We start from the raw sequence: 13331 nt of genomic DNA on the forward strand, positions 1-13331 counted from the left end.
GTCTTCCCGGCGAACCAAAAAAAGGTATGATCCCGGTCAGGCACCTGCCTGATCGGCAACCGGGTTGATTCCGGCCGTCGTCGCCTTATCCGTGCGTGCCGGCTTGAACTCCCGGTACTCTTTCAGGGAGACCGTCAGGTCGCGGGTGAAGGCGAAGTAGCCGATCTGCGTCGTCCGGCAGAGGTTCATCGCCATCTCCATCAGCCCGCGGGGGTCGGGGCGCGCCTCCCCGAGCCATACGTGGAAGATGTTTCCGCCGTCCACGATGGGGAAGAAGATGTGCTCGATCTCGATCCGTTTCGTGAGCGGAACGGGGGCTCCCGGGGCGACATGGGTCCCGTTGGTATAGTAGATGGGGAGGTCGAGCGTCGTGCCGAGCGTATCGAGCGCCGCATCGGCGTCGCCCTTGACGACCCGGATGGCGTGGTCGCGGAACCGCTCGTCGAGGAGGTCCGCGACCGCGAACCGCTGGCCTGTCGTCTCCGCCGGGGTGCGGGCGAGGGCGATCGTCATGTTGTGCTTCTTCGAGAGTTCACGGGCGTACATCTCGAGTTCGGTCATTGCCCGGACGGCGAGACGGAACGCGTCGCGCGACTCATGGAGCTGGTGGCCGGTGAAGTGCTGCACCATCTCGTTGACGCCGACGACACCGATGGTGTAGACGAGCCCCTCGAGATCCACGGCAACCGCGCCGCGTTCGCTGGTGTTCGGGTCCTTCGGGCGCTGCATCGCAAACGGCATCCGGCCGTTTGTCCGGATGTGAGACATCCAGCGGCGCTTGATCCGGAAGAGTTCGACGGCGATATCCATGAGCGCCTTCAGTTCGGCAAAGAGCCGTTCCTGGTCGCCTTCCGCCTTGTACGCCGCCCGCGGGCAGTTGATGGACATCACCATCCATGACCCCATCGAGAAGTGCTTCCCTTCCCGGAAGTAGAGTTTGTCCTCGAACTCGTCGTCCTCGTCGGCGAGTGAGGAGAACTGGTAGGCACAACAGTTCCCGGTCACGATGCCGAGCGCGTTTGTAAAGGTGTGGGTGTCGGCGACATCCACGAGATCGTAAACGTAGCCGTCGTAGGGCAGTCTCTCGATAGACCGTATGCGAACCGGGTGGAGGTCGCCGTTGATGAGCCGTTCGACATCTCCGGTCTGTGCCTCCGGTCGTATAAGGGAGACCTGCGCGCTATGATGGCCCGAAGAGGCATACTGGCTTGCGTAGACGAGTCCGGTGTACTGGAGCCCGCTTGCTTCTATCGGGAGGCGGGTGAAGATCCCTCCGGTCTGTCGCGACGATCCGGCGGCTGCCGCTATGCCGTAGCCGGTCTCATGGGCGAAGCGGCGGATCTGGTCCTGGGCCGTGATCGTGCAGGTGTAAGCGGTGAGGGGGTACGGCTCGCCGGTCTGGGGGTGCGTGACGGTCGTCTCCTGTTCGAGATAGTTCGCCTGGACACCGATACGTTGCGCGAGCCAGACCAGTTTCTGAACTGCGTTCCGCGACACCAGTTTTATACGGATGCCCCTTGCGTGGTGGACGTACGACCCCTGCTGCCCTGCCTGGACGCTGATGTTGCCGTCACCGCGGAACGCGGCATCGAGGTAAGTGCCTACCAGTTCCCTGTCGACGTCGAAGAGCAGATCCGGTACGTTCTTCTCGGCAGCACACTTCCCGCAGCCGATTGCGTCAAGGAGGAGATAGAGGAGTTTGCTGTTGACGGTGACGTTGACGGCTGTGGCCTCGTCGGAGATCAGCGGCTCATAGTCAAGGAAGCCTTTGATGCACGCTGCAGCGTCCTTGATAAGGCCTTCTTCGTGCTTCCCGAACGAAAGCCTTACCGTATACCGCCGTCCGCTGGTATCGCTGCATCCCTCCGCGAGGTAGTAGCCGAGGAACCTGACGAACTCCTTTGTTACGGGAAGAATCCGGGGCAGGCCACGATTCTTCGCGTTCCGGATGTTCACTTCCCCGTCCCGGAGCACGATCTCGCCGGCATATCCGGCGGCGCAAAGCGTTTCTGCTACGTTGAGTTCTCTCGCCGGGGTGCTCCCGAACTCGGCGGTCCTGATCACCGGGAGGTAGTCCCCGGTACTGAGGTTTCGTGCCGCTGTCTTCGTGAATCTTCCTTCAGCAAGGGTGAAGACCGGGTGATCCGGCGTGACGGTGATCCGGCGGCCGGATTCGAGGGTGATGCGGAGCATCTCTCCCGTGTGCTTCTTTCGCATGACCCCGCGGAAGGGGCGCAGCGTTGCCGTCATACCCACGACATCGGCACTCGGGGTCTTTGCGTAGAGAGGGGCAAACTCCGTGCCGTATGGATCTATCTCCCTGTCTTCTGCGGCCGTATCTTCAAAGAGATCGCTGATCTTCCGGATCCGGGTTCTGCCGTTCGAGTCCACGATGGGAACCAGTTCGTCGCCCGCCAGGCACTGGTAACAGGAGATCCCCTCGCCGGCGCCCCGGTAGGGGGGGATCTGGTTGTCGTAGTAGGGGGTGCCGTACTTGGACGCGAGTTCGAACGTCATCAGGTAGAGGTCCTGGTAGGTCGGGAGGTCGGGGTGCTCGCGGTTGAACTCCTCGTCCTCGTTAAGGAAGTCGGGCTCGATGCTGATCTCGGGTTTCGGGAAGGAGAAGGGCTTGCCCCAGTAGTCCCCCTCGAGCATCACCTCCATCAGCGCCTTGAAGAGGAGCCGGACCTCCCGCTCGAACTCGTTGTAGGTCCGGAGCGGTGCCTGTTCTCCGTTCCAGACCTTGCCGCGGTAGACGCAGGGCTTGTCCTTCCAGAGGGTGGGGACGCCCGGGGAGAGCTGGACCGACGAGAAGACCACCTGGCCGCCGCGGGCGACCATCATCTGGGTCATCTCGTAAACGAACATCTGCATCAGCTGCTTGATCTCCTCGTAGTCCATCCCCTCGAAGAAGGGCGCCATGAACGTGAGGAAGTTGTAGTAGCCCTGGCCGCCGGCGAAGTTCGTCTGGGCGGAGCCGAGCGCCTTGACCGCGTGGAGGACCGCCACCTCGGCCCTCTTCGCGGGGCCGGCGACCGAGGCCTTCGTCCCGTTCCCATCAGGCATCAGGCCGTAGTAGAGGAAGTAGCGCAGGTCCCAATCCTGGCAGTTGTGGATGAGAAGGCCGTCGGATGCATAGAACGTGTGGCTCTCCTCGTTCCCGTCGCCGTCGAGGAAGAGGTCGTAGACGTACGCGCCGGTGGGCTCTACCGGAGCGACCTTGACAACGGTCTCCTCTCGTTCCGTGTTCCGTCCTTCCTTTACCGCGGAGAGGAACCTGTCGATGTGGTCCTGTCGCGAATCAAGGAATGTGGCGTACCGGGCGAACGCCTCGATGTTCCGCCGGCCGTTGAGCTGGAGCCGGTAGAGCGTCCGCCGCTCTTCCTCTTCGTAGAGTTCGACGATATGCGGCGCCATCCCAAGCGAGGTGAGCAGGAGCGAGAGTTCCTGCCGGAGCGCCGGTGATGCAGTGGTATAGTTGACGATGCAGTCCGACTTCTCCGGGCGATAGTATGCCGAACCATCCCCGGTGAAGAGGGCGGAGAGGAACTCGTGGAGGAGGACGTCGTCGAGATGGTAGACGATCCAGGGGAGGCGTTTTCCTGCTGCGCCCTCCGGGATGCCGAAGACGTAGCGGAAGAGCAGGTAGGCCGCTTTGCCGCCGAAGTAGACCTGTAGCGCCCGGTTGCGTTCCACCTCGACCCCGTAGATGGTCGTGGTGTCGGGAGCGCCGCCGGCGATGGTCGCGTAGGTGTTCAGGGCAGCGCATGCCGCGGCCTGGATCGCGGGCGCCTGGTGGTTCTCGGTTATCGCGAGGTTGTACTGTCCGATCGCCGGGGCGGCGTTGTAATTGCCCTCGGAGACGAAGAACCCGAGGAGCCGGACGATTTCAGGCGTAAGCGCAAGGAGAGCGGGCAGTTCGTGCTCGCTCCCGGTGACCCCGACGGTGACCCCGGCATAATCCTCGATGCCGTAGCGGTTGCAGAAGGCTTCGAAGAGCGCGACCGGCATAATCCCGCGCGTATACCACTGTTTCTGGTGCTCGACGCCGAGCTCGCGCGATATGTCGGTGTATGAGACGGCCCTCCCGCTCCGTACCACGTCGGCAAAGATCTCTTCAGCACCGCGGACGTAGACGTTCTCGAGAAATTCGGTCGGAACCGATGCGGATAACTCCCGGACGAGATCGATCGATTCGATCGTCTCCCCGCGGAGGGTGTCGGCCGCGGAGATCCTGTAGAGAGCGTCCCTGGCGCGTACTTCGTCGGCGCGGCGGATGATCATGCCGTCTCCTGTCCGCACCGGGATCCGGTGCTCGCCGGTGACCATCAGCGTGCGTCCTCCCGACGTCCGGATCCTGAGCATCTCGCCGGAATTCACCCGCCGACGTGTCACCTTTAATACTCGCCGCCAGCCCTTCGGCGTTAGCGCGGAGAGGTCATCCGGATGCCATTCGTCGCCCTTGATCGGGAGTTCATCGGGGCGGATGCTCCGAATCCGGTTGTTCAACCGCACTGGTATGACCGTGCTCCCATCGATGCAAAACGGGCGGGTCCCGAAGTACTCCAGGTCGTGGATGTGGAGATCGCCGCGGAGGTGGTGGTCCGCAAGGTCCGGGGGGAGCTGCAGGAGGTACTGCTCCTTGCTGATCTTGTCCGCCTTCTTCTTGTGGGATGTCTCGGCGTTCTCCTGGAGGTTGGCGTTGTCGTGCGCCTCGAACCCGCGCCCCACGTCGATGAGGTGCGCGTCGAAGACCGGGGTTCCCACCCGGGTGCAGACGTTGCGGTAGGGGACGAGGCCGCGCTCAAGGAGCGTCATGTTGACGATCTCGCGGATGAGGGGGCCGGAGAGCGACTGGAGGCCCAGCATCTGGATCTTCTTCTCGACCCGCCGGGCAATATCCTTCGCCGTCTCTTCGTCGGCCCCCTCGTATCCGTAGAAGGTCTCCACGAGCTGGCTCTCCTCCAGGATCTGTTTGACGATCCTGTTCCGGTTCCAGTCGAGGAGGTAGCCGCGGGAGGTTCGGACCTTTGGGAACGTCGGGACGAACTCCCCGAATAGAGTTGCCTGTGTCGACTTGCGAGTCAACCTCATGCCCCCGCGATCAGGTCGGCGACAAGGTGTTCCTGGAACGCGCCTCCGCCGAAGAGATCGGCGGATGTATAGAATGCGTCGCCCTTCTGCAGGACCGGCGCTTCCTGAACGAATACGCCGTTCATGCGAAGTTCGGTCAGCGCCTCGGCTGATGTCATGTCGCATTCAACGAAATGAACGCCCCTGGAGGCCAGGAACTCTTTGAGTATTTCGCAATTCGGGCAGAATTCCAGTGTGTATACAGTGAATTGCGTTGTATCGGAAATGATAATACCCCCGGATTAGTCGGTCATTATTGTTTTCGTCCTGTTCGGTTATAACAGATCTCATTCAGTACGGAACGCTGCTTCTCATCCGGGTGTGCATCGGGGGGAAAACTTGCACCGGGCTTCTTCCTCCGGCGTCTTCCGCTACGTTCTATCGCTTGCGTCCCGGCCGGACAATCATCATTTTGTAGGGTGAAGCACGATAGTACGGTAGTATGGTCAGGACGTTCGTTGCAATCGATCTGCCGGAGGAGATCCGGGAGCGCGCCCGCGAATTCCAGGAGATCCTGAGACGGTCGTCCGGGCGGCTCGCCATCGTCGACCCCGCAAACCTCCATCTCACGGTGAAGTTCCTCGGGGAGGTCGATCCGGCGCAGGTCGATCCGGTCGTCGAGGCGCTCCGGGCTGTCCGGGCCGACCCCTTCAGCCTGACGGTCGGTCATGCGGTCTGCAATCCGCCGCGGAAACCGCGGGTGATCTGGTGCGACGTCACGGACGGCGGGGAGAGCGCCGCCCTCGCCCGGCAGGTGGATGCTCTCCTTGCACCGCTCGGGTTCCCCCGGGAGACGCGTCCTTTCCGCCCCCACGTGACGCTTGCCCGGGTAAAAGAGTTCCACTCCTCGCAGTGTCGGGAGGCGGCATCCACCCCGCGCGAGCCGCTCGGGACCTGCCGGGTAACCGCGATCAAACTCAAGAAGAGCACGCTGACGCCCCGCGGTTCGATCTACGAAGATCTTGCGGAGGTCGCGTTTTGACCCGGTGCCCATGCGAGGAAGAGGTGCTCAACAGGATCCGCCCCACGCCAGAAGAGCGGACCTACGTCCGTACGATGGGAGAACAACTGATCGAGGCGGTGGAGCGTTCGGGAAAGGCGAAGGCGATGATGGTGGGCTCGGTCGCCCGCGACACCTTCGTCCGGGGCGACCGGGATCTCGACGTCTTCATGCTCTTCGATCCCGCTCTCTCCCGGGAGGAGCTGCAGGAGGAAGGTCTGGCCCTCGCGCACCGGATCGCGGAGGAGTTCGGTGCGACCTGGCGCGAGAAGTACGCGGAGCACCCCTACGTCAACGCGACGATCGATTCGTTGGACATCGATCTCGTCCCCTGCTACGCCGTTGCGAGCGCCACCGAGATCAAGAGCGCCGTGGACCGGACGCCGTTTCACACCCGCTACATCCTCGGCCACATCGGCGGCTACGCCGACGACGTCCTCCTCTTCAAGCAGTTTACGAAGTCGGGCGGGGTCTACGGCTCGGACCACATGACCGAAGGGTTCTCCGGTTACCTCTGCGAGATCCTGACGATCTATTACGGGGGGTTCCACCCGCTTCTTCGCGCCGCCGCCTGCTGGAAGCCCGGGGAGGTGATCGACATCGAGAGGCACGGGACGAAGGAGTTCGAGGACCCGCTCGTCGTCATCGATCCGGTCGACCCGGAGAGGAACGTGGCGGCGGCGCTCTCGCTCTCGCGGATGTTCGAGTTCGTGGAACTCGCCCGCGGCTACCTCGCCGAGCCGTCGGAGACGTTCTTCTGCCGGCCCCCCTCCCCGCCGCTCACCCGGGAGGTCTTCGCCCGTCTCCTCTCCGCGCGGGGGACGCACCTCTTCTCTTTCACGTTTGCAACGCCGGAATACACCCCCGATACGGTGGTCCCCCAGCTCAGGAAATCCGCCGAATCGATCCGGGAACTCCTGGAGCGGAGCGGGTTTCCGGCGAGCCGCATCGACGTCTGCATGGGAAAAGAACGGTGCATGCTCCTCTTCGAGCTGATGGCCGATACCGTCCCGGTGATGCGCCGGCATATCGGCCCGCCGCTCTCGGCACGGGAGAACGCCGAGAAGTTCCTCGAGAAGTACGTCCGGGAAGAGGTCTTCGCCGGCCCCTACGTGGAGGACGGCCGCTACGTGGTCGAACTCCCGCGCCGGTACACCCGGGCCGTCGACCTCCTGCGGTCGAAGGCGCTCTTTGACGTCGCGCTCGGCAAGCACGTCCGCCGCTCGATGAAGCAGGGCTGGACGGTGAAGGCCGGTGCGGAGTGCTGGGACGAGGAGTTTGCCGTCTTTGTCTCCAGGTTCCTCGACCGGGCATCGCCGCTTGCGAGGATCAAGAGGCTGACGGGGAAGTAAGGGCCTGCCGGGCCGCTCCGGCGTCTCTCAACCGATCAGGGGAACCCTGCACCCCTGCACGTCGCCATCGGCTGGAGCCCCCGGGTCGTCCCGGACGGCTTTTTGCAGCGTGAACCGAAACGCTGCCCCCGCTTCCGTGGTGCCCGGCACCCGGTCGTCCACCCAGATCCGGCCGCCGTAACGTTCGATGAGCACCTGCACGAGGAAGAGGCCGAGCCCTTCGCCGACGCCTCTCCTCCTCTTCTCGTAGCGGTGGAAGATCTCGCGCTTCTGATCGTCCGGAACCCCCGGGCCGGTATCCTCGACCGAGACCCGGACGAACCCGTCTTCGTCTTCCACGCGGACGGTAATCTCGACGCCGGACCCGCCGAACTTGACGGCGTTGCCGATGAGGTTAGAAAAGACCTCTGAGAGGAGGTCATCGGCCAGCACCTGGCGGTCGACCGCCTCGTAATGGATGGCAATTTCGGGGAACTGTGCGATCTCATCGCGGATAACCGCGTCCAGGTCCACGCGCTTGTGCCCGCCGGACGGCTGGTGGATTCGCCGGATTGTCGAGACGTTGCCCAGGATCTCGATGCTCTTTCTGATACTCCGCTGGAGTTTCTCCACGTACGTCCGTGAATCGCCGTCCAGGGTCTCGATGAGCAGATCGGTGTAGAGGTTCGCGACATTCTCGGTGTTGCGGATGTCGTGCGTGAGGATGTCCAGGTAGAGGTTCGCCTCGCGGTTCGCACTGTCGAGTTGTCGGTGGAGCCGGGCAAGGTCTTCTGTGTGGTGCTGGAGCGCTTCCTCTGTCCGCTTTCGCTCGGTGATATCGGTATACATGGCAAACGATCCGGCGAACCTGCCGTCCTCGTCCTTCCTGGCGGTTGCGGAGACCAGCACCCAGCGTGCGCTGCCGTCCCGGTGCCTGAGACGGCACTCGTACCTGCCGTCGAGGCCCTGCTCTCTTGCCGCCATGCGGTTCCGGTGCGCGCTGAGTTCCTCGGCAAACAGGAAGTCGGTTAGCGGCCGGCCGAGCATCTCCTCGACCGAATACCCGAGCATGCCGGCCATGGTGCGGTTGGCGTAGGTGGTCATATAGCGGCTGTCTATCTGGAGGATGCCCTCGTTTGCCATCTCCACGATGGAGCGGAACTTCTCCTCGCTCTTTTGCAGGGCCTCTCCGGTCACCCTGCGCTCGTTTGCTTCGGCGGTCAGCATTAGAAGGAGAGTCTGCTGTTTGCGAAAGACGAAGTAAGCGGCGGTCACGGCCAGCAGGGTGGTGAAGAGGACGGTATGCATGTGCGATTCCGCGAGCGTCATGTTCGGGTAGAAGTAGTCCTTCATGGACTGGTAGACACTCATCAGGACGAATGCGAATACGCCCACCTTTCCAAGCGTGAGGTAGAGGTTGACTGGCTGGGACTCCTTGCTCATACGCACCCCGGGCAGATGCGGGACGGGATCTGCTGCATGCTGCGGTAACCCCGGTCTGCGGGGGTTTCGTGCAATGCCGCGCCTGGTGAAACCAGCGGTCGGAAACTCTCTTTGGCCGGCCGGTTTCCGCATACAACGGCCGGAGCCTGAGCAACTGCAGCAGCCCGATTGCCGATTGCATTCTCCCCCACGATACAATAAATCTTCCCCGACTGTGCGGACGCTCACACCATTCTCCTGGAAATAACCGTTGCGCCAGCCCGGTACCCGTGCGTTTCCGATCCGTATATTACGTTGAAGTACTATGTTTCGGGATAGATACGGCAAAACACATTAAACTCGTTGATTTTGGGTGTCTAACCTGGATTCTCCCCTTCCCGCCCTCAGGTCCTCTCTCCTGATCAACCGGGCACCCGCCACCGCCGTCTTCCTGTCCCTCTTGAGGATGGACGCCTGCCCTCCATCGCAGATTGCTTCTGTTACCCCCCGTTCCGATCATCGCAGTCGGGATCGGGTATGCGCCGGGCAGGCCGCCAGGGAAGGGGAACCCCCCTCCGGCACCTGCCCCTCAGATGCTGATCTTCCGGAAGAGGTATGCCCCGGCGACGGTCATGAGCACGGCGCAGGCGGCCATGACGGCGAGGCTCGCGAGCGGGTGAACCTGGGCGGTGCCCGAGAGGCCGTAACGGATCCCCTCGACGCCGTAGGTCAGGGGGTCGGCAAGCGTCAGCGGCCGGAGCCAGCCGGGCAGGCTGTTGATGGGGAAGAGCGCCCCGGAAAGCCCGAAGATCGGGAAGATCACGAAGTTCATGATGAGCTGGAAACCGTGCATGTCCTCCATCCTCGATGCAATCGCGATCCCGAACGCGGTGAAGGTCACGCCGATCAGCGCCATGAACCCGACGGCGACCAGGAACCCGGCGATGCCGGCGGGCTGGAGCCCGATGAAGAGCGCGAACACCATCAGGATCAGCCCCTGGATGACCGCCGTCGTCGCTCCCCCGAGCGTCTGGCCGATCATGATCTCGAGCCGCGAGACCGGGGCGACGAGCGTCTCTTTCAGAAACCCGAACTGTTTGTCCCAGATGATCTGGATCCCTGAAAAGACCGAGGTGAAGAGGACGCTCATCGCCACGATGCCGGGAATGATGAACTCCAGGTAACCTTCCTCCATGCCGGGAATCCGGACGATCGAGTTCAGCCCGAACCCGAGCACCAGCATGAAGAAGAGGGGCATCCCGAGGCTGCCGACGATCCTGCTCTTTGAGCGGAGGTAGCGCTTGACGTTGCGCAGCCAGATGGTATAGACGATATCCACGCTTACCGCCTCCTTGCCCGCTGGAACATGCGTATCGTCTCTTTGCCGCTTGCCTCCTCGTCCCTGATCGTCCTCCCCGTGTAGTGCAGGAAGACGTCCTCGAGCGTCGGTTTCCTCACCGAGAGCGAGGTGATCCCGATGCCGCTCTGGTGAATGGCGGTCACGATCCCGGGGATGTGCCGGTCGGCCTCCTGCAGCCGGATCGTCACCGTTCCGTCGTGCCGCTCGATCCCGGAGATCCACGGGGCGGTCAGGATCTCGGCGATTGCCCCGGGATCGGGCGAGGTTATGGTGACGACGTCGCCGCCGATGGAATGTTTCAGGTTCTCCGCGGTGTCGAGCGCGACGATCGTCCCGCGGTCGACGATCGCTATGCGGTCGCAGAGCCGGTCGGCTTCCTCCATGTAGTGGGTGGTGAGGATGATGGTGATGCCCTTCTCGTCGTTCAACCGCGCGATATACTCCCAGAGGTGGTTTCGCGTCTGGGGATCGAGGCCGAGGGTGGGTTCGTCCAGGAAGAGTACCTTCGGCTCGTGGAGCAGTCCCCGGGCGATCTCGAGCCGCCGACGCATGCCGCCCGAGTAGGTCTTGACGAGGTCGTCTTTCCGGTCGGCAAGCCCGACGAGAGTCAGGAGTTCGCCGATACGCCGGCGTCGCTCTTCGGTGCCGATCCGGTAGAGGCGGCCGTGGAAGTCCATGTTCTCGTACGCCGTCAGTTCTTCGTCCAGGCTCTGGTCCTGAAAGACAATTCCGATGGACTTACGGACGTCGTCTTCCCGCGTCACGACATCGTGGCCGTTGACCGTCGCCGTGCCCGAGGTGGGTTTCTGCATCGTCGAGAGCATGGCGATGGTCGTGGTTTTTCCCGCTCCGTTCGGGCCGAGGAGCCCAAAGATCTCGCCGCTCGCGATGGAAAACGAGATGCCGTCGACGGCGACGAGATTGCCGAAGGATTTCGTCAGGTTGCGTGCGTCTATGGCCTGCATGGGGTTCTCCGAGATGGTGCGTTTGAACCGCTCATCTTCACTCCTCCGGCGGCTCCTCGGGTTCAACCTCGAACATCCGGAGCATCTCCTCTGCTATCCGGCGGAATTTATCCGCCTTGACGACGGCAAGCCCGCGCCCTTCGTCGCCGAGGATCATCAGCGTGTCGCCGGGCTTGATATCGAATATCTCGCGCGCTTCTTTCGGGATAACGATCTGGCCGCGTTCGCCGACCTTGACCGTCCCGAAGATGTGCCTTCTGCCGCCGTGATCGTGGTGCCTGTGGTGGTTGTTGAACATAGTTCGGATCACCTTCTCGATGTGTTCTCAGTCTACGGCCGCTAACGGCCGGCATCGTAAGTGATCGGTGGTCTCCTCTTCGATACTCCAGAATCCCGAATCCAGAAGTGCCCTGCGCGTCTTCTCCCGCGGCTGGTGCCCGTCGTCCAGGATCAGGGTGCCGTCCGGTTTCGTGATCCGGTGGAGTTCCGCGAGGAACGCCTTCTGGTTCTCGACCATGTGGAACATGTCGAGGGCGTAGACGAGGTCTGCAACCGCATCGGGGAGACCGGAGTCGTAACCCTTCGCAAGGATGGGGATGACGTTTGCGAGCCCTTCCTTGCGGCTCCGGTGGGAGACGGCCTCGACGGCAAGCTCGTGGACGTCCACCGCGTAGACGGTGCCGGCCGCACCGACGAGCCCGGATGCCTCTTTGACGTAGCTCCCCGGGCCGCAGCCGTAATCCACGACGGTCATGCCTTCCCGGATCCCGATCTCCACAAGCAGTCTCCCCGGAGGGCGAATGCGATCCCTGACGCGGAACGCAAGCGACATCAGCCTGAAGTAGAGATCCGGCATCCGGTCTGCCTGTTCTGTGTTACGCGCCGTTTCGGTCCCCGGTACAGGCTCGGGTATGTCTTTGTGAAGTTGGTGCAACGTTCTCGCCCCCACAAATCAAACTATTCACACAAGTATGATTTTTCATACTATATGAACCTCTTGACTGTGCGCATTCCGGGGGCGCCGCTACCCTGCCGGCATCGTGTTGAATATCTGGAAGCCCGAACTGCCCGTGACTTCACGGGCGTAAAAAAAGTATTATTCCTGCCGGCGCTGCGCTTTCCGCGCGGCCAGCTGCTCGATGATGTGGAGATCGACGGCGCTGCCGGTCGCGAGTTTCCCCTGCCAGACCGCACGGTCGACGAACCCTCTCCCGATGTCGTTACGGATAACGAGCGTCGTGTATCCGTCCGGCGACCCGACGGCACCCGCGGAGACGTCCGCGTTCACCGCCGTAAAGTCGGTGCAGACCCGGCATCCGGGGCGGACGGACTCCTCCAGCTCTGCGAGCGGGATGGAGATGTGCCGCTCGTCCTGCAGGTAGACGTCCAGTTTGCCCTTGATGTCCAGGTGGCGGATCTCCCAGGGCTCGATCTTGCGCTCGGACTGCAGTTTCCCCTCGACCAGTTTCGCGTAGTCGAAGGTCTCCGTGCAGAAGAGGCCGATCACGAGCCGGATCGCCTTCGCGTAGGGCCGGAGGAGTTCGTGGTCGCTCGCCCGGATCGCCTGGGTCGCCCGTGCCACGCAGGGCACGCCCACGACCGCGATGTGCCGGTACTTCCGGGTGACCACAGCTTCCTTGAGGGACGCAAGGAGCGGCACCCACCAGGAGTAGCGGCTCCCGGCGTGCTGGACGAGTTCCTCCGAGGAGGTGATCACCGCAGACGACGGTTTCATCGTCCAGGGGTCTCTCGTCACGGTGACGACCGCATCGATAAGTCCTTCATCGAGCGCGTTGACGAGGATCGCCGTCACCGCGCCGCCGCTCTGCTTGCGCTCAACGGTGAATACCGACCGGGCCGCAACGATATCCTGGTACTCCCCGAGCATCTTCCCCTGCGCCGCGAGGTCGACCCGCGGGCAGGCTGCGTAGCACGCCCCGCAGGGCACGCCGTCGTTATCGGCCTTGCAGTAGCCGATGTTCACCGGCGTATCGGTGTTCCCCGGCTCGAACCGGAGGGCATCCGCCGGGCAGACCGCCACGCACGCCCCGCACCCGGAGCAGAGTTCCGTATCCCAGACCTCCGCCTTCAGGTCCTTGAATGTCTTCATCTCCATGCCT

General features: G+C 62.9%; 10 protein-coding genes. 2 read left to right on the forward strand and 8 right to left on the reverse strand.

The window, feature by feature from the left end; translation table 11 throughout:
* Positions 1-36: 36 nt before the first annotated feature.
* Together nrdD and EI28_RS00235 are read right to left on the reverse strand one after the other, a co-directional pair.
* Positions 37-5094 (reverse strand): anaerobic ribonucleoside-triphosphate reductase, encoded by a 5058-nt coding sequence (gene nrdD / locus EI28_RS00230; RefSeq protein WP_048111704.1) that lies wholly within the window; start codon positions 5092-5094, stop codon positions 37-39.
* Positions 5091-5366, reverse strand: coding sequence for a glutaredoxin family protein (locus tag EI28_RS00235; RefSeq protein WP_369792227.1), 276 nt, complete (start codon positions 5364-5366; stop codon positions 5091-5093). Before EI28_RS00235 ends, nrdD begins: the two co-directional genes overlap by 4 nt.
* 209 nt (positions 5367-5575) lie before the next feature.
* Between EI28_RS00235 and thpR the strand changes: the two genes are divergently transcribed.
* The gene (gene thpR / locus EI28_RS00240; protein WP_048111709.1) at positions 5576-6115 is read left to right on the forward strand and encodes an RNA 2',3'-cyclic phosphodiesterase; all 540 of its coding nucleotides are present in this window, start codon (positions 5576-5578) and stop codon (positions 6113-6115) included.
* Positions 6112-7485, forward strand: a complete 1374-nt coding sequence (gene cca, locus EI28_RS00245; RefSeq protein WP_048111710.1) for a CCA tRNA nucleotidyltransferase — start codon at positions 6112-6114, stop codon at positions 7483-7485. The genes thpR and cca overlap by 4 nt, the downstream gene beginning before the upstream one ends.
* A gap of 27 nt (positions 7486-7512) precedes the next feature.
* Here the strand turns inward: cca and EI28_RS14610 are convergent, their stop codons facing one another.
* From EI28_RS14610 to EI28_RS00275, 6 genes are all read right to left on the reverse strand, one after another.
* The gene (locus EI28_RS14610; protein ID WP_052379617.1) at positions 7513-8907 is read right to left on the reverse strand and encodes a PAS domain-containing sensor histidine kinase; all 1395 of its coding nucleotides are present in this window, start codon (positions 8905-8907) and stop codon (positions 7513-7515) included.
* Between the two features lie 568 nt (positions 8908-9475).
* Positions 9476-10225 (reverse strand): ABC transporter permease, encoded by a 750-nt coding sequence (locus EI28_RS00255; protein WP_048111712.1) that lies wholly within the window; start codon positions 10223-10225, stop codon positions 9476-9478.
* A 2-nt stretch (positions 10226-10227) separates the two neighbouring features.
* Positions 10228-11211, reverse strand: coding sequence for an ATP-binding cassette domain-containing protein (locus tag EI28_RS00260; RefSeq protein ID WP_048111787.1), 984 nt, complete (start codon positions 11209-11211; stop codon positions 10228-10230).
* A gap of 37 nt (positions 11212-11248) precedes the next feature.
* On the reverse strand, positions 11249-11521 hold the full coding sequence (locus tag EI28_RS00265; RefSeq protein ID WP_231476497.1) for an AbrB/MazE/SpoVT family DNA-binding domain-containing protein: 273 nt from the start codon (positions 11519-11521) through the stop codon (positions 11249-11251).
* A gap of 15 nt (positions 11522-11536) precedes the next feature.
* Entirely contained in the window at positions 11537-12067 is a 531-nt protein-coding gene (locus EI28_RS00270; protein WP_048111716.1) for a class I SAM-dependent methyltransferase, read from the reverse strand.
* Between the two features lie 240 nt (positions 12068-12307).
* Positions 12308-13327, reverse strand: coding sequence for a Coenzyme F420 hydrogenase/dehydrogenase, beta subunit C-terminal domain (locus EI28_RS00275; RefSeq protein ID WP_048111718.1), 1020 nt, complete (start codon positions 13325-13327; stop codon positions 12308-12310).
* Positions 13328-13331: the final 4 nt, after the last annotated feature.

The organism is Methanoculleus sp. MH98A (genome assembly GCF_000691865.1).
Lineage (GTDB): Archaea > Halobacteriota > Methanomicrobia > Methanomicrobiales > Methanoculleaceae > Methanoculleus.

Bases quoted from the DNA above. Each gene is read 5' to 3' on its own strand.
- nrdD (WP_048111704.1), bottom strand. From the start codon at position 5,094: ATGAGGTTGACTCGCAAGTCGACACAGGCAACTCTATTCGGGGAGTTC.
- EI28_RS00270 (WP_048111716.1), bottom strand. From the start codon at position 12,067: ATGCCGGATCTCTACTTCAGGCTGATGTCGCTTGCGTTCCGCGTCAGG.
- EI28_RS00275 (WP_048111718.1), bottom strand. From the start codon at position 13,327: ATGGAGATGAAGACATTCAAGGACCTGAAGGCGGAGGTCTGGGATACG.
- EI28_RS14610 (WP_052379617.1), bottom strand. From the start codon at position 8,907: ATGAGCAAGGAGTCCCAGCCAGTCAACCTCTACCTCACGCTTGGAAAG.
- EI28_RS00260 (WP_048111787.1), bottom strand. From the start codon at position 11,211: ATGCAGGCCATAGACGCACGCAACCTGACGAAATCCTTCGGCAATCTC.
- thpR (WP_048111709.1), top strand. From the start codon at position 5,576: ATGGTCAGGACGTTCGTTGCAATCGATCTGCCGGAGGAGATCCGGGAG.